Source organism: Pseudomonas sp. Irchel s3a10, assembly GCF_900187525.1.
In the GTDB taxonomy this organism is placed as follows: Bacteria; Pseudomonadota; Gammaproteobacteria; order Pseudomonadales; family Pseudomonadaceae; genus Aquipseudomonas; species Aquipseudomonas koreensis_G.
In genome coordinates this window covers 238,011-254,314 of the sequence record NZ_FYDR01000001.1, presented here as the reverse complement: position 1 = coordinate 254,314, position 16,304 = coordinate 238,011, and the positions used below count along the sequence as shown (strand labels likewise).

The 16,304-nt window shown below is 59.3% G+C and carries 17 protein-coding genes; 7 read left to right on the top strand and 10 right to left on the bottom strand.

Features of this window, described 5'->3' with window-relative positions; all coding sequences use genetic code 11:
* The first annotated feature begins 46 nt into the window (after positions 1–46).
* The 3 genes from CKW11_RS01175 (at position 47) to CKW11_RS01165 (ending at position 3,170) form a co-directional block, all read left to right on the top strand.
* Complete coding sequence (locus CKW11_RS01175) at positions 47–919, top strand: LysR family transcriptional regulator (RefSeq protein ID WP_095135682.1); 873 nt, start codon at positions 47–49, stop codon at positions 917–919.
* Positions 920–1,034: 115 nt separating this feature from the next.
* Positions 1,035–2,570 (top strand): EAL domain-containing protein, encoded by a 1,536-nt coding sequence (locus CKW11_RS01170; RefSeq protein ID WP_095135680.1) that lies wholly within the window; start codon positions 1,035–1,037, stop codon positions 2,568–2,570.
* A 234-nt stretch (positions 2,571–2,804) separates the two neighbouring features.
* The gene (locus CKW11_RS01165; protein WP_095135678.1) at positions 2,805–3,170 is read left to right on the top strand and encodes a histone-like nucleoid-structuring protein, MvaT/MvaU family; all 366 of its coding nucleotides are present in this window, start codon (positions 2,805–2,807) and stop codon (positions 3,168–3,170) included.
* 218 nt (positions 3,171–3,388) lie between these two features.
* Here CKW11_RS01165 and CKW11_RS01160 read toward each other — a convergent pair whose 3' ends face one another.
* The gene (locus tag CKW11_RS01160; RefSeq protein WP_095136748.1) at positions 3,389–3,907 is read right to left on the bottom strand and encodes a DUF4946 domain-containing protein; all 519 of its coding nucleotides are present in this window, start codon (positions 3,905–3,907) and stop codon (positions 3,389–3,391) included.
* 139 nt (positions 3,908–4,046) lie between these two features.
* Here CKW11_RS01160 and gloA point away from each other — a divergent pair, with 139 nt between their 5' ends.
* On the top strand, positions 4,047–4,568 hold the full coding sequence (gene gloA, locus CKW11_RS01155; RefSeq protein WP_007963339.1) for a lactoylglutathione lyase: 522 nt from the start codon (positions 4,047–4,049) through the stop codon (positions 4,566–4,568).
* On the opposite strand, the gene CKW11_RS27405 is transcribed toward gloA, so the two are convergent.
* The 4 genes from CKW11_RS27405 to CKW11_RS01140 all read right to left on the bottom strand — a co-directional run bounded on the left by CKW11_RS27405 (position 4,546) and on the right by CKW11_RS01140 (position 8,076).
* On the bottom strand, positions 4,546–4,728 hold the full coding sequence (locus CKW11_RS27405) for a hypothetical protein (RefSeq protein ID WP_143499875.1): 183 nt from the start codon (positions 4,726–4,728) through the stop codon (positions 4,546–4,548). The genes gloA and CKW11_RS27405 overlap by 23 nt on opposite strands.
* A gap of 16 nt (positions 4,729–4,744) precedes the next feature.
* Positions 4,745–6,307: an alkyl hydroperoxide reductase subunit F gene (gene ahpF / locus CKW11_RS01150; RefSeq protein ID WP_095135676.1), complete on the bottom strand. Its 1,563-nt coding sequence runs from the start codon at positions 6,305–6,307 to the stop codon at positions 4,745–4,747.
* 132 nt (positions 6,308–6,439) lie between these two features.
* The gene (gene ahpC / locus CKW11_RS01145; protein WP_003224621.1) at positions 6,440–7,003 is read right to left on the bottom strand and encodes an alkyl hydroperoxide reductase subunit C; all 564 of its coding nucleotides are present in this window, start codon (positions 7,001–7,003) and stop codon (positions 6,440–6,442) included.
* 134 nt (positions 7,004–7,137) lie between these two features.
* A complete protein-coding gene (locus tag CKW11_RS01140; RefSeq protein ID WP_095135674.1) occupies positions 7,138–8,076 on the bottom strand; it encodes a site-specific integrase in 939 nt (312 codons plus the stop codon).
* A 177-nt stretch (positions 8,077–8,253) separates the two neighbouring features.
* Between CKW11_RS01140 and CKW11_RS01135 the strand changes: the two genes are divergently transcribed.
* Positions 8,254–9,270 (top strand): DNA-binding protein, encoded by a 1,017-nt coding sequence (locus CKW11_RS01135; RefSeq protein WP_041067144.1) that lies wholly within the window; start codon positions 8,254–8,256, stop codon positions 9,268–9,270.
* Here the strand turns inward: CKW11_RS01135 and gorA are convergent.
* Both gorA and CKW11_RS28545 read right to left on the bottom strand, forming a co-directional pair.
* Positions 9,267–10,625, bottom strand: a complete 1,359-nt coding sequence (gene gorA, locus CKW11_RS01130; RefSeq protein WP_095135672.1) for a glutathione-disulfide reductase — start codon at positions 10,623–10,625, stop codon at positions 9,267–9,269. The genes CKW11_RS01135 and gorA overlap by 4 nt on opposite strands.
* 40 nt (positions 10,626–10,665) lie before the next feature.
* Entirely contained in the window at positions 10,666–10,836 is a 171-nt protein-coding gene (locus CKW11_RS28545) for a hypothetical protein (RefSeq protein ID WP_159974156.1), read from the bottom strand.
* Between CKW11_RS28545 and CKW11_RS01125 the strand changes: the two genes are divergently transcribed.
* Positions 10,823–13,069 (top strand): TonB-dependent siderophore receptor, encoded by a 2,247-nt coding sequence (locus CKW11_RS01125; protein WP_095135670.1) that lies wholly within the window; start codon positions 10,823–10,825, stop codon positions 13,067–13,069. The two genes, CKW11_RS28545 and CKW11_RS01125, sit on opposite strands and share 14 nt — an antisense overlap.
* 205 nt (positions 13,070–13,274) lie before the next feature.
* Entirely contained in the window at positions 13,275–13,484 is a 210-nt protein-coding gene (locus tag CKW11_RS01120) for a hypothetical protein (protein ID WP_095135668.1), read from the top strand.
* 84 nt (positions 13,485–13,568) lie between these two features.
* On the opposite strand, the gene CKW11_RS01115 is transcribed toward CKW11_RS01120, so the two are convergent.
* From CKW11_RS01115 to zapE, 3 genes are all read right to left on the bottom strand, one after another.
* On the bottom strand, positions 13,569–14,066 hold the full coding sequence (locus tag CKW11_RS01115) for a GNAT family N-acetyltransferase (RefSeq protein ID WP_095136747.1): 498 nt from the start codon (positions 14,064–14,066) through the stop codon (positions 13,569–13,571).
* 181 nt (positions 14,067–14,247) lie between these two features.
* Positions 14,248–14,829 carry a DinB family protein gene (locus CKW11_RS01110; RefSeq protein ID WP_095135666.1) on the bottom strand — a complete coding sequence of 194 codons (582 nt, stop codon included), beginning with the start codon at positions 14,827–14,829 and terminating at the stop codon, positions 14,248–14,250.
* A gap of 17 nt (positions 14,830–14,846) precedes the next feature.
* Complete coding sequence (gene zapE, locus CKW11_RS01105) at positions 14,847–15,965, bottom strand: cell division protein ZapE (RefSeq protein WP_095135664.1); 1,119 nt, start codon at positions 15,963–15,965, stop codon at positions 14,847–14,849.
* Between the last annotated feature and the right edge of the window lie 339 nt (positions 15,966–16,304).

Here is a 16,304-nt window from a genome sequence, read left to right as displayed (position 1 = left end):
GTATCATCCCCCTCATGCCCTCTCATCGTAAAATGAGCAAACACTCATGACCCTCACGCAACTGGAGATCTTCTCGCTGGTCGCCGAACTGCGCGGATTTACCCTCGCCGCCCATCGTCTGGGGATTTCGCAGTCGGCGATATCCCACGCGATGAAATCGCTGGAACAGGAGTTGGGCGTGGAGTTGTTGCGGCGGCACCAGTCGCAGGTGGAGCTCACCGACATCGGCGAGCAACTGCTGCAGCGCGCACGGGCCATGCTCGGTCTGGCCAACACCCTGCGCCAGGAAGCGGCCGATGCGCGAGGCATGAAAACCGGCACGTTGCGTATCGGCTCATTCGGCCCGACGTCATCGATCAAGTTGCTGCCGAAGATTCTGCAGCGCTATCGCGAAGTGCATCCGGGCATTGAAGTGCACATTGATGAGGGACCGGATCGGCAGGTGCTGCAGTGGCTGGAGGAGCGGCGAATCGACGTCGGTTTTGTGGTGTTGCCCGAGGAGCGCTTCGATACTTTTGCTCTGGTCGAAGACCAGATGGTTGCCCTGCTCCCGCTCGATCACCCATTGGCCGCACGTGCGGCGCTGAGCCTCCGGGATTTGAGTGCCGACCCCTTTGTGCTGACCGAGGCCGGGTCATCGGAACTGGTTTCACGTCTGTTCACTGCCGCGCGCCTGCAACCGAACATTCGCTACCGCTGCTCGCAATTGCTCAGTACGCTGGACGTCGTCAGCCGGGGCGATGCCATCACCGTCGTCGCCGAAGGCTCATTGCCGGACGATCCAGCGCCGCGTTACCTGAGGAAACCGCTGTTGCCGGCGGTACAACGCCTGATCGGCCTCGCTGTCCTCGATCAGCGTCAGGCTTCGCCCGCCACGCGGGCATTTATCGAACTCGCCACGCAGATCAACCAGCCGTGAGCGGCACAAGCGCCAACGGCCATCTATCATCCCTTCTGACTTCGCTGTTTTTCACCGGTGCGCCGTTGCCAGGCCTGCATTCGAGAGTTCCACCCCATCGCGACAGGATGCGCCAATGCCCTTGACCGTCAGACCCCGCCGCAAACGCAGCGTACGCATTTTTGTGAGCCTGCTTTGTGGTGTTTTGCCCGTCCTGCTAGGCGGCGGGATTCTGTATCTGCAAGCCGGACGCGCTTTGCAACAGAGCACACAAAATACTGCCGAGGAGGCGTTGCGCCAGTTTGAACTGATGCTCGACAACACCGCCCAGGCCGCCAGCGAATTGTTGCCATTGGCTGGCCAGCCCTGCGACAGCGTGAAACTGGCCTTGCGTGAACAGGTGACGCGTCGACCTTTTGTGCGCTCGACCAATCTGGTGTGGGACAACAACCTCTATTGCAGCTCGCTGTTCGGGGAGTTCAAGGAGGCCGTGAACCCGGGCGACTATGCGCAGGGCAAACTGTGGTTGATGAATGGCAACCCCGTCACGCCCAACACCGCGCTGCTGGTGTATCGGCTCAGCGAAGGTCGCGGTGGCGCGCTGACCACCCTCGATGGTTATCACCTGAGCAACATCCTGCGACTGATCGGCCGGCAGACGCTGCTGTTGTTGCAAGTCGGCGATAACTGGCTGTCCGCCGATGGCAAAGTGCATCAGGGCGCCCTGCCGCCGTTGCCGGTGGCGCAAAGCATGCTCGCGTCTTCGCGCTATGCCTTCAGTGTCAGTGCCGGCTTCCCGCAGGGGCAGACGTGGCGCTACATGGCCGGCGAATACCCGCCGCTGTTCAGCCTGCTGATGTTTTTCGGGGTAATTGCGGGCGCTATCGCCCACGTCCTGCAACGGCGCGCCACCTCGCCCAGCCATGAAATGCTGCGCGCGCTGGAGGCGGGCGAATTCATTCCCTACTTCCAGCCGGTGGTGCATGGCGACAGCCGGAAATGGTCCGGTGCTGAAGTGCTGATGCGCTGGAATCACCCCAAGGAAGGTCTGGTGCGTCCGGACCTGTTCATTCCGTTTGCCGAACATTCAGGCCTGATCGTGCCCATGACCCGTTCGCTGATGCAGCAGACTGCCGCCCTGCTCGGTCCATTGTCGGCGGACTTCGACAAACCGTTCCACATCGGCATCAACATCACCGCCAGCCACTGCCAGGATCTGCAACTGGTCGAAGACTGTCGCAAGTTTCTCGCCGTATTTGCCCCCGGCAGTATCAACCTGGTGCTGGAGCTGACCGAGCGCGAGCTGATTGAACCAACCGATATCACGCACCAGTTGTTCGAGCAGTTGCACACGCTGGGGGTGATGATCGCCATCGACGACTTCGGTACCGGCCATTCAAGCCTGGGCTACCTGCGGACATTCAATGTCGATTTTCTCAAGATCGACCAGAGTTTCGTCGCGATGATCGGCATTGATGCGCTGTCGCGGCATATTCTGGACACGATTATCGAACTCTCCGCCAAGCTCGATCTGGGTATTGTTGCCGAAGGTGTAGAAACTCCGGCACAGGCTGACTATCTGACCGCACACCACGTCAACTTCCTGCAGGGCTATCTGTTCGGAAAACCCATGCCCGGCGCCGACTTCATCGATGCATTAAGTCACCATTAACTAAAAATAAATTAAGCCCGGCGCTGCGACCGGACGCACCAAATTGATACAAAACACCACTGTTGTTACATGACGACAAGATCAGGATTTACTCTTGGCGCATTAACTACTACAATTTTTTCAGCCTGTGCAAGATTGGCAGGTGAGCCATTATCACCGAGTCGCTTCAAGGCTCTTGGCTTATAGCTTTGTTTGCGGTTGGTATCAGCCAAACACACTATTGGAGTAAAGATATTGTCCAGACTCGCTGAATTTCGTGCAGCTGAAAAGGCCCTTCAGGAACAGCTCAAGCAGTTGGAATCGCTGAAGAACGATGCCGGGCTCAAGAAAGAAATCGAATTCGAAGAAAAGCTCCAGGGGCTGATGAAAACCTATGGCAAAGGCCTGAAAGATATCATCGCCATCCTCGATCCGAACCCGTCCAAGTCCGGCCTGCAAGTATCTGCCGCACCGAAAACCCGCCGCGCTCGCGTGGTCAAGGTCTATCACAACCCGCACACCGGTGAACTGATCGAAACCAAGGGCGGCAACCACCGCGGCCTGAAAGCCTGGAAGGAACAGTACGGTGCTGCCACCGTCGATTCCTGGTTGCGCGGTTAATCTTGCGTCAATAAACAAGCCCTGCTGTATGCAGGGCTTTTTTTTCGACAATATCTAACAAAAGCAACGATTTCCCCCGCGCTAGTTATCAATTCGCTTTAACACCCACAAGACGTGAGGCCAAACAATTTGCGCCGGGATGTTGCAGCTGTAACCGCTGCTAAACTTTGTGCTTAATTCCTTCGGGTATCTAATCCTGCCAGAGAGCGAACAGCCACTTAAAGTTTCAAGCTGTTTCTCACCGCTTCTATTTCGTCAGTGCTGGCCTTATAAACCTCCGCCCGACCCGCGCAGGAAAGTACATAAGCCTTACCCGCCGAGGCCGCTGCGACCAATGTTTGCGACAACACATGTCGGCCGTTTTCAGTGATCGTGCAGGTGGTTTCCAGCGCAGCCAAAGAGCCGAGCGTCGCCGGGTGGACCTTGTTGCAAACACTTTGATAGCCGCCCTGGAAGAAGTCTTTCTGAATAGACTTGCGCATTTCCAGCAGGACACCCCGCACATTGACCTGATGTCCTGCCTCAACCTGGCTCATGGTCAACTCCATCACCATCACCTGATTGCCGTCAGCATCGTTTTTCACCGCGCGCTGGCGCGAAACCTGAGGGGCTTGATCAGGCAGCGCCTCCACTTCCCAGCCTGCAGGCCAGGTGATACTGGGCTGATCCGCCAGCGCCGGAACGGCAAGCAGCGATGAGAAAAGGCAAACGAACAGCGCTTTGAACGGTCGGATCATTACCAGAGGCACTCGCAGATTGAGCAGCAAAGTCTGAGGCCCGGCAGCCCACAGAGCAAGCCGCGCATTCGGTTTGGCGATGTCGCCCCGCATGCGTATCATTGCGCCCATTCACTCGCCCCATTGTTACGGAGGGCCTATGAGCCTGCACGAACTGAACACTTTCCCTGGCGTCACCGCCACTCCAGACAGCGCAACCCGCAACTTCGTCTTCAACCACACCATGCTGCGTGTGAAGGACATCACCAAATCGCTGGACTTCTACACCCGCGTACTGGGCTTCTCGCTGGTCGAGAAGCGTGATTTCCCGGAAGCCGAATTCAGCCTGTACTTCCTCGCGCTGGTCGACAAGGCACAGATCCCGGCCGACGCCGCTGCCCGCACCGAGTGGATGAAGTCGATTCCCGGCATTCTGGAACTGACCCACAACCACGGCACCGAAAACGACGCCGACTTCGCCTACCACAACGGCAATACCGACCCGCGCGGGTTCGGTCATATCTGCATCTCGGTGCCGGACATCGTTGCCGCGTGCGCACGTTTTGAAGAGCTGGGCTGTGATTTCCAGAAGCGCCTGACCGATGGCCGCATGAAAAGCCTGGCGTTCATCAAGGACCCGGATGGCTACTGGGTTGAAATCATTCAGCCTGCGCCGCTGTAACTGACTGCAAATTTCTTCTGTAGGAGTGAGCCTGCTCGCGATAGCGGTGTGTCAGGCCATGATGTTTTGAATGTGCAGCCGCCATCGCGAGCAGGCTCACTCCTACAATTGGATTGTGGCAGGCATAAAAAAACCCATGATCGCTCATGGGTTTTTTCATTTCAGCGACTGCCGTTTTACGCCGGCGCCGAAGTGCGGATCAAGTGATCGAACGCGCTGAGGGAAGCCTTGGCGCCCTCGCCCACTGCAATCACGATCTGCTTGTACGGCACAGTGGTGACGTCACCGGCCGCGAAGATCCCCGGGATCGACGTCTCGCCACGGTTGTCGACGATGATTTCACCGCGCGGCGACAGCTCGATGGAGCCCTTGAGCCAGTCGGTGTTCGGCAGCAGACCGATCTGCACGAAAATCCCTTCCAGTTCGACGCTACGCAGTTCGTCAGTATTGCGATCCTTGTAGCGCAGGCCGTTGACCTTCTCGCCGTTGCCAGTGACTTCAGTGGTTTGCGCACTGGTGATCACGGTGACGTTCGGCAGGCTGTGCAGTTTGCGTTGCAGTACCGCGTCGGCACGCAGTTGCACGTCGAACTCCAGCAGCGTCACGTGGGAAACGATACCGGCCAGGTCGATGGCCGCTTCCACGCCGGAGTTACCGCCACCGATCACCGCCACGCGCTTGCCTTTGAACAGCGGACCGTCGCAGTGCGGACAGTACGCCACGCCCTTGTTACGGTATTCCTGTTCGCCCGGCACGTTCATTTCACGCCAGCGTGCGCCGGTCGCCAGGATCACGCTCTTGGCTTTCAGGGTCGCACCGCTGGCGAAATGGACTTCGTGCAACTCGCCATTCTTGCCGGGAATCAGCTTGTCGGCGCGCTGCAGGTTCATGATATCGACGTCGTACTGCTTGACGTGTTCTTCCAGCGCCGTGGCCAGTTTCGGGCCTTCGGTTTCCTGCACGGAAATGAAGTTTTCGATGGCCATGGTGTCCAGCACCTGACCGCCGAAGCGCTCAGCCGCAACACCGGTGCGGATGCCCTTACGTGCCGCATAAATCGCAGCCGAAGCACCGGCCGGGCCACCGCCGACCACCAGCACGTCAAAAGCTTCTTTCGCGCTGATTTTCTCGGCCTGACGCTCGATGGCGCCGGTATCGAGTTTGGCGAGGATTTCTTCCAGGCCCATGCGACCCTGACCGAAGTTTTCACCGTTGAGGTAGATGCTCGGTACGGCCATGATCTTGCGATCGTTGACTTCGTCCTGGAACAGCGCGCCGTCGATGGCGACGTGACGGATATTCGGATTCAGCACCGCCATCAGGTTCAACGCCTGGACCACGTCCGGGCAGTTCTGGCACGACAGCGAGAAGTAGGTTTCGAAGCTGAACTCACCTTTGAGCGAGCGGATCTGTTCGATCACGTCGGCACTGGCTTTCGATGGGTGGCCGCCGACTTGCAACAGGGCCAGCACCAACGATGTGAATTCATGGCCCATCGGGATGCCGGCGAAACGCAGGCTGATGTCTGCACCTGGGCGATTGATCGAGAACGACGGCTTGCGGGCATCGGTGCCGCTGTCGATCAAAGTAATTTGGCTCGAAAGACTGGCAACGTCTTTGAGCAGGTCAAGCATTTCCCGGGATTTCGCACCGTCGTCGAGGGAAGCAACGATCTCGATCGGCTGGGTGACCCGTTCCAGGTACGATTTCAACTGGGCTTTAAGATTGGCGTCCAACATACGGGCGATCTCCTGTGTCTTTATTCGAGGCGAAAAAAAGCCCGAGCGAATCTCGCCCGGGCTTTTTCAATGGGCGGTGCAGCTTACTGAAGTAGGTGCGGAGTCCCGCCCTGTGTTGCGTGTCTCACAGACTCAGATCTTGCCGACCAGGTCCAGGGACGGAGCCAGAGTAGCCTCGCCTTCTTTCCACTTGGCTGGGCAAACTTCGCCTGGGTGAGCAGCAACGTACTGAGCAGCCTTGATCTTGCGCAGCAGCTCGGAAGCGTCACGGCCAACGCCGCCATCGTTCAGTTCAACGATTTTGATCTGGCCTTCAGGGTTGATCACGAAGGTGCCACGGTCAGCCAGGCCAGCTTCTTCGATCAGCACGTCGAAGTTGCGGGAGATGACGTGGGTCGGGTCGCCGATCATGGTGTATTCGATTTTGCCGATGGCTGGCGAAGTGTTGTGCCAGGCAGCGTGGGCAAAGTGGGTGTCGGTCGAAACGCTGTAGATTTCCACGCCCAGTTTCTGGAACGCAGCGTAGTTATCGGCCAGGTCTTCCAGCTCGGTTGGGCACACGAAAGTGAAGTCGGCTGGGTAGAAGAACACTACGGACCATTTGCCTTTCAGGTCAGCGTCCGAGACTTGTACGAAGTCGCCGTTTTTGAACGCGGTAGCTTTGAACGGTTTTACTTGGCTGTTGATGATAGGCATTGATGACTCTCCGTCAGGGTTGTGAATTCGATGGGTGAATCCTACCCACTCACTCGACGGATGGCTCATTGGCAAACCTGATGCTGCTGATTTGTTTTCGCTATTAGCAGACTCTATTAATAGAAGAAAACCATCTACGACGAAGCCGGTTTATCCGTAATCCGAGCCATCCCGTGAAAGGGGCTGGCTTCAACATAGCGCATGGCTGACTTCATATCCTTCCAGCCGACGTAACTCATCAGTGATTTCAGATCCCAACCGCTTTGGTGCGCCCAGGTAGCGAAGCCGCGGCGCAGGGAATGGCTGGTGTAACGCTCGGCCGGGATGCCGGCGCGCTCCAGCGCCTGACGCAGCAGCGGAATGATGCTGTTGGCGTGCAAGCCCTCCTCGCTCAGATGGCCCCAGCGGTCAACGCCGCGAAACACCGGGCCGCGCACCAGCGCTGCCTCGGTGATCCAGTCGATATAAGCCTGCACCGGGCACAGCTTGAGCAGCGCCGGCGCCTGATACGTCTGCCCGAGATTGTCGCGATCGCCCTTGCTGCGCGGCAGGTAGAGGGTGATGCCGCTGCCGGAGTGCGCTTGCACATGCTCGATCTGCAGACGGCACAACTCGTCACTGCGGAAGCCCCGCCAGAAGCCCAGCAGAATCAGCGCCCGATCGCGATAGGCCTTGAGCAACTGCGGACGATCCTGATTCTGCCTGGCGCTACTGGCTTCCTGCTCCAGCCAGTCGACCACTTGCTGCAGATCGTGCAATTGCAACGGTTCGGCCTGTTTTTCCTGCGCCGGATGCAGTGCGCGAATGCCTTTAAATACTTTGCGCACCACCGGCGCCTTGGTCGGATCGGCAAAACCCTGACTGTTGTGCCACTGCGCCAGCGCTGACAGCCGCAGTTTCAGCGTGTTGATCGACAGCACGCCGGCATGCTCGACCAGATACCGCGCCACGCTGTCGGCGGTCGCTGGCAGGAAGCCGCCCCACTTCACTTCGAAATGTTCGATCGCCGAGCGATAGCTGCGGCGGGTGTTGTCACGGGTGGCGGCTTGCAGGTAGCGATCGATCTCGCTCATGGGCAATGTTCTCGCAGGCGTACTGATTGCTGGATGAAAAAACCGATTCAGGGGTCTGACATTGGGTAATACCAGTATATCCCGCCTGTGATTATTCAAGCATTTAACTTTATTTTCAGCGTGGTACACTGCGTACTTTAGTGGCATGTACCACAGTACGTAATGGTAGGAGTTCACATGGCCCGTGGTGGCGTAAACAAAGCAGTGGTGCAGATCGCGCGCGCAGCGATTCTGGCCCGAGGCGAACACCCCAGCATCGATGCAGTACGCATCGAACTGGGCAACACCGGTTCGAAAACCACGATCCATCGCTATCTGAAAGAGCTGGATGACGGCAGCCAACCGGTCGAAGCGTCCGCAGAACCGATCAATGACGAGCTGACCGCACTGGTCTCGCGTCTCGCCCAGCGCCTGAAAGAACAGGCGCAAGAGCCGATCGAACAAGCGCGCGAGCAGTTCGAAGAGCAGCGCGAAACCCTGGAAGCGGAACTCAAGCAGGTGCGCCAGGCACTTGAGCAACTGGAACAACAGCACGACATTCAAGGCGCGGCGCTGGCCAAGGAATCCGAGGCGCTGAAAGAAACCCGTTCGATGCTGCAGACCGAACAAACCCGCAACGCCGGACTCAATCAGGCGCTTGCCGATTTCGAGTTGCGCCTGCAGGACAAGGACGAGCAGATCCGCTCGCTGGAAGAGAAACACCTGCACGCCCGCGATGCGCTTGAGCATTACCGCAACGCCACCAAAGAGCAGCGCGAGCAGGAACAGGCCCGTCACGAAGGACAGCTGCAGCAGTTGCAGATGGAATTGCGCCAGGCGCAACAAAGTGCACTGGTGCGTCAGGACGAGATCACTCAGTTGCATCGCGACAACGAACGCCTGCTCACGGAAAACCGCGGCACTCAGCGCGAGCTGAGTCTGATGCAGGATCAGCTCAAGCACAGCAACCAGCGTCAGGATCAGTTGCTGGAACAAGCGACTCGCGTCGACAACGAACGCACCCTCCTCCAGGAACGCCTGCGCGTGGCCCTGCTGGAAAGTCAGACGCTGAAACAGGATGCCGACGAACAGCGGCAGCTCAATCAGTCACTGGAAAAGGAACTGACCAAGACTCAGGCCAGCCTCGAAGACAGCCTGCGTCTGGCGGCTACCGTTGCGGCAGCGCCAGACACAGCCAAAGCGAAGGACGCTTAAGCGCCGACCGGCGTACGCATGGTCACGAACTCTTCGGCGGCCGTCGGGTGCACCCCGATCGTGTCGTCGAAGTCATGCTTGGTCGCGCCAGCCTTCAGCGCGATCGCCAGCCCCTGAACGATCTCCCCCGCGTCTGGACCGACCATGTGGCAACCGAGGACTTTGTCGGTCTTGCCGTCGACCACCAGCTTCATCAGGGTTTTCTCCTGGCATTCGGTCAGCGTCAGCTTCATCGGGCGGAAGCGGCTCTCGTAAATCACCACCTCGTGACCCGCCTCCCGCGCTTCCTCTTCAGTCAGGCCGACAGTGCCGATATTCGGCAGACTGAACACTGCCGTCGGGATCATCTTGTAATCCACCGGACGGTATTGCTCAGGCTTGAACAAGCGCCGCGCCACCGCCATGCCTTCGGCCAGTGCCACTGGCGTCAGTTGCACCCGACCGATCACATCACCCAGCGCCAGAATCGACGGTTCGCTGGTCTGGTATTGCTCGTCGACCTTGATGAAGCCCTTGTCGGTGAGCTGCACATCGGTGTTTTCCAGCCCCAGGTTGTCCAGCATCGGACGCCGGCCTGTGGCGTAGAACACGCAGTCGGCTTCCAGCACGCGGCCATCCTTGAGGGTTGCCTTGAGGCTGCCGTCTGGCTGTTTGTCGATGCGCGCGATGTCGGCGTTGAACTGCAGATCCATGCCGCGCTTGGTCAGTTCTTCCTGCAGATGCTTGCGCACCGAGCCATCGAAACCACGCAGGAACAGATCACCGCGATACAGCAGCGTGGTGTTCGCGCCCAGGCCATGGAAAATCCCGGCGAACTCGACCGCGATGTAACCACCACCGACCACCAGCACCCGTTTCGGCAGCTCTTTGAGGAAGAACGCCTGATTGGAGCTGATCGCGTGTTCGTGCCCCGGAATTTCCGGAATCTGCGGCCAGCCACCGGTGGCGATCAGAATATTTTTCGCAGTAAAGCGCTCACCGTTGACCTCGACCTCGTGTGGGCCGACGATCTTCGCGTGGGCTTCGTGCAGGGTCACACCACTGTTGACCAGCAGGTTGCGATAAATGCCGTTGAGGCGATTGATCTCGCGATCCTTGTTGGCAATCAGGGTCGCCCAGTCGAAATTCGCTTCGCCCAGACTCCAGCCGAAACCGGACGACTGTTCGAAGTCTTCGGCGAAATGCGCGCCGTACACCAGCAGTTTCTTCGGCACGCAGCCGACGTTGACGCAGGTGCCGCCCAGGTAACGGCTCTCGGCCACCGCCACTTTCGCACCGAAACCGGCGGCGAAGCGCGCTGCACGTACACCGCCGGAACCGGCACCAATCACATAAAGGTCAAAATCGTAGGCCATTGCTATCTCCTCGGCAGGCCAACAGCATACCCGCCGCCGTCTATTGGGCAAGCGCCGTGAGAAGCTTTTCGCCCGTCTCGGCGAAGTCGGGAAACATCTCCAAATAATAATATTTCTTGTTTGCGACTAAATCGCCGGCCTGCACCTCGTCTTTGAACCAACGGATTTTTTCCCTCGAAGACAAGGAGTCGGCTGCGATGTTCGCGCCCATTACCCGTTCCATGACCCTGACTGTCGGCTTGTTCAGCATGGCGTTGAGTCCCGATCTGCTGGCTGAAACCGATCCTGAAACAGCGCCACAATCCGCCGCCCAGGCGCTGGAACTGGGCGCCACCAGTGTCAGCGCCGAAGGCCTCGGCCTCAACACCGAAAACACTGATTCCTACACCACTGGCGCGATGAGCACCGCGACGCGGCTGAACCTGTCGATCAAGGAAACCCCGCAATCGGTGTCGGTGGTCACGCGCCAGCAAATGGATGATTTCAAGCTCGGTACATTATCCGAAGCCATGCGCCAGACCACCGGCATCGTCGTGCAGCACAACGATTCGGATCGGGTCAGCTATTCGGCGCGTGGCTACCCGATCAACAATTTCCAGATCGACGGGATGCTCAATACCTTCGGGCGCATGAAGTCGGATTCGGACACCATCATCTACGATCGCATCGAAGTCGTACGCGGCGCTACCGGCCTGACCACAGGTGCCGGCGATCCTTCAGCGACGATCAACATGGTGCGCAAACGCCCGACTGCTCAGTGGCAAGCCCTGGCCGGGGTCAGCGGTGGCAGTTACGACAATTACTACAGCTATGTCGATGTCGGCGGGCCGCTGGCCTTCGATGGTCGGCTGCGCGGGCGCACGGTGCTGGCCTATCGCGACAGCCAGTCGTTCCGCGACAAATACGCGCTGCAACGCGAGGTCGGCTACGGCATTCTCGAAGCTGACCTGACCGACTCCACCGTGCTTGCCGTCGGCTACGACTATCAGGACAAGCAGGTTCAGGGCACCTCCTGGGGCACCGTGCCGTACTGGAACGCCGACGGCAGCAAGGCCGGCCTCGGGCGGTCGACGAACATGGCGACGTCCTGGAGTTCCTGGCCGCTGAAGGACAAGACCGCGTTCGTCACCCTTGACCAGCAACTGGGTTACGGCTGGAAGCTGAAGGCCGCCTACACCCACCGCGAAAGCGATACCGACGGCAAGGTCTATTACGGCGGCGCCGGTTATCCCGAAGACGACCGCAGCGGCATGACGGCCTACATGGGACACATGCTCGGCACGCAGAAAATGGCCGTCTACGACTTCAACCTGTCAGGGCCGTACCAGTTGTTCGGCCGCGAACACGAGATGATGTTCGGCTATGGCGAGGCGGAAAACCGCTCGACTTCGCCCCATGCTTTCAACGCTGCGCAAGCCGCCGACTACAGCAAGATCCGCGACTGGAAATACATGGGCGATATCGGCAAATTCGCCGACACTGTCACCAGCCTGCCGGGCGCGCGAGGCATCACCCGGCAGAAAGCCGGTTATCTCGCGACACGTCTGAGCCTGACTGATGAGCTGCATGCGGTACTCGGCAGCCGCTATGGCAGCTGGGACGAATCCAGCACCGATTACTACTATGACGCGCAGCAAAAACTGACCAGCACCGATGCTACCCATCAACGCCAGAATGATATCTGGACACCCTACGCCGGCCTGCTTTACGACCTGACGCCGGAGTACACGGTTTACGCCAGCTACACCGACATTTTCAAACCGCAGAGTAGCCGCGACAGCAACCGCAATTACCTCGATCCGGTGGTTGGCAGCAACTACGAAGTCGGGCTCAAGGGCAGCCTGCTCGACGAACGCCTGAACCTGGCGACGGCAGTGTTCTGGAGCAAGCAGGACAACGTCGCCGAGCGCGACAACTCGGTACCGCCCGACCCGGTGAGCGGCGAGGAGTTTTTCAAGTCCGGCGGCAAGGGTAACAAGGTCAATGGCTTCGAGGCCGAAGTGTCCGGCGAAATTCTCAGCGGCTGGAACATGACCGCCGGCTACACCTACACCCACTCAGTCGACGGCGCAAAACAGCGCAGCAACACCGCTCAACCACTGAACATGCTGCGGCTGTCCACGGCCTATCGCCTGCCGGGCAACTGGCACGCACTGACCGTCGGTGGCGCGGTGAACTGGCAGAGCGATGTCTACGGCGCGGCCAACCGCCCGGTCGGGCGCGGCGCCAACGGCAGGATCATCACCGAGCGGTCGCGGATCAATCAAGAGGCCTACACCGTGGTCAAGCTGATGTCGCGCTATGAATTCGACAGGCATCTATCGGCATCGCTGAACGTCGATAACCTGTTCGACAAGAAGTATTACGACAACGTCGGCTTCTACAACGGCGTGTACTGGGGCGACCCGCGCACAGTGACGCTGAGCCTGGACTGGAAACTCTGAGCGCACCGGTTCAAACAAAACCCCTGTAGTGAGGGGATTCATCCCCGATGGGTCGCGAAGCGGCCCCACTCGCAAGGTGACGCGCAATGCGTCACCAATCCCCTCACCACTGCTGTTAACCCCGAGTTAATTCCCCGACGGGACACTGTGCCCCGAGATCTGCTTCATGGACGAACGGCTCCCACGTTTTTCAGTAGGAGGCACCATGAAAACCACTACCATCATTCTCGCCGGGCTCCTCGCCCTCGGTTCCGCCAGCGCCTTTGCCGAGGGCGGCGCCGAACGCATGCGGCATTACTACGACAACTTCCCGGTCCATCAAGCGCCAAGCGAACAGCCGACCGACAGCAAAGCCACGGAACTGAAGGTTCCGGACGATCAGACCGCGCAAGTCACCGAGACTTATCGCAACTGATTCACCGAGCAACCGATGGACCTCCGATGGCTCCGCTCTGGCCTCGGAGACGACAGTTGGGCGCCCTGTCCGGGGCGCCTTTTTTTATGCCTGCAGATCCTTGATCCAGAACAGCATGCGGCCATGTTCCGGGTCGAACATGCCGGGGGCGAAGCCGAACTTGCGGTAGGAGTTCTGTGCCACCTCGTTGCCTTCGAGCACTTCCAGGGTGATCTTGCAGCAGCCGCGCTGGCGGGAAATCTCCTCGACCTTGCGCAGCATTTTCTGGCTCAGGCCGAGGCCGCGAAATTTCGAAATCACCGCGACGTCATGGACGTTGACCAGCGGCTTGCAGGCAAACGTCGAGAAGCCTTCAAAGCAGTTCACCAGCCCCGCCGGCTCACCACCGACGAACGCCAGCACGCTGAACGCGTGAGGCCTGCGGGCCAGTTCTTCAGGCAGGCGGCGCAGCAGCTCGGGGTCAAGCGAATGGCCGCCGCCCATGGGATCTTCTGCGTAGTGATTGAGCACGATGCCGATGGCCTCGGCATGCACTGGATTGCTGTAACTGGCTTGCAGCACAAGAATTTCTGCGGAATCCATTTCCATCCCCGATCATGGCCCCGGCGAGCAAGGTGCGCACCTGAAAGGCTGCTCGACCTTACCGCGAGGATGTTGCGGGCCACAACCCGAGAATTCAAAAGATCGTCGGATCACTGTTTTCAGGCGACGCCACAATACTTGTAGGAGCTGCCGCAGGCTGCGATCTTTTGACTTTCAAACATCAACGCCCCCAGATCAGCTCTTCCGTCCAGCCCAACTCGGCAAAATCCTGAGCACGCAACCCGCTCTCGCCGACGCAGAAAAACTCATCCAGTTGCGGCGGTTTTACCGAGGTCGCGCTGAGCATCGCATGCACCTGCCCCCGGTGATGGATCTGATGCTCGAACAGGTGCGAAAGCATACGCAAGCGACTGTCATGCTGCGGCGTTTCCCGGGCGATGGTGACGATCCGCCCCAGATCGGCATCGCGCAGTTGTTCGCAGTAGGCGATCAAGCGCCGATCCACATGCGCCTGCTCGTCACCCAGTGCTGCGGCCTCGGTAAATGGCTCGTCATGGTTGAAAAACACATAGCAGTCGGGATGCGGCTCGTCACCGCGCAACTCGCGTTCCAGTGCATCGACGTAGAACCAGTCGCACGTCAGGATGTGATTGAGGGTGAGGCGAATGCTCGGAAAAAAGCTCGTTCGCGGCGCCGCCAGCTCAGTGGCGTCGAGCTGATTCCAGGCTTTGCCCAGGCGATGATTGGCCCACGCGTTCTGGTAGGCCATGGTCAGTAAATGATGCGACAGCGGTTGGCTCATACTCGCGCCCTCTTCGCTCAGGATTCGGCAAAACGCTGCAGCTGCATCTCCTGCAAACGGCTGAGGGTACGCCGGAACGGGAACTCCAGATAACCCTCGGTGTACAGCGCGTTCATCGGCACCTGCGCCTCAATGTACAGCGGGACTTTACGGTCGTAGCACTCGTCGACCAAGGCAATAAAGCGACGCACGCCGTCGTCGTGCACCGACAGTTGCGGCAACTCACGGTCGCCGGCCACCACCTGCGCCGAGCCGTCCTCCGTGCCGCGAGCGATGCGCCCTTCGCGTTTCTGCGCGCTGAGGTTCGGCACGTCGCTCAACAGAATAGACCGATAGCTGTCGCACAGTGCGATGAAGTCCATCGCGGCAAACGGTTGCTCGCAGAGATCGGCGTAGCGGCACCAGAGCACCGATTCGCTGGCCTGCACCACGTTCAATAGGCGATGGCCGACGGGCACCGGCTCCGCGCTGGCGGGTTGCCCGGCGCTGAGCGACTGGAACACTTGCTGCAGCGCACTGTCCTGCCGCGGCGTCGCGACAAAATACCGCTGCAGACCCGCGCCCGGATGCAGGCGATGATCCTCGGCGCCGTTCACCGCCACCACTTGCATATGCGCCTTGATCGCGGCAATCGCCGGGACAAACCGGTCGCGGTTGAAGCCATCGGCATACAGTTCATCCGGCGGCAAGTTGGAGGTGCAGACCACCACCACGCCTTCGTCGAACATCACCTGAAACAGCCGACCGAGGATGATCGCGTCGCCGATGTCATTGACGAACAACTCATCGAAACACAGCACCCGCACTTCCGCCGCCAGCTCTTTGGCCAGCGCCCGCAGCGGATCGGCGATCCCGGTCAACTGGAACGAGCGCTGGTGCACCCACCCCATGAAATGATGAAAGTGCTGCCGTCGGGCCGGTACCCGCAGGCTCTGATAGAACTGATCCATCAACCAGGTCTTGCCGCGCCCCACCGGGCCCCACAAGTACACGCCAGTGACCGAACGGGCACCGGTGTGCAAGGCTTCATGGCACTTTTGCAAAGCCCAGACCGCGTGCTCCTGGGCTTCATCCTGGATGAAACCCTTGTGCTCGATCGCGTGTTGCCAGGCGCTAAGGGGGGAGTCGAAAGTCATGCGCGGCAGTATGCCACGATGTCCCTGAAAAACAGGTGCCCTTTTGTGGGGGGCAAAGATCGACTGTATATCTCGCGACCTCAAAACAGCGTGCAGCAACTGCCTGGAATACAACCTCCTGTGGGAGCGGGCTTGCTCGCGAAGGCGTCAAGTCAGCCAACATCATCGTTGAATGACACACCGCTTTCGTGAGCAAGCCCACTCCCACATGGGTTTTGTGGGGGGCAAAGATCGACTGTATATCTCGCGACCTCAAAACAGCGTGCAGCAACTGCCTGGAATACAACCTCCTGTGGGAGCGGGCTTGCTCGCGAAGGCGTCAAGTCAGCCAACATCATC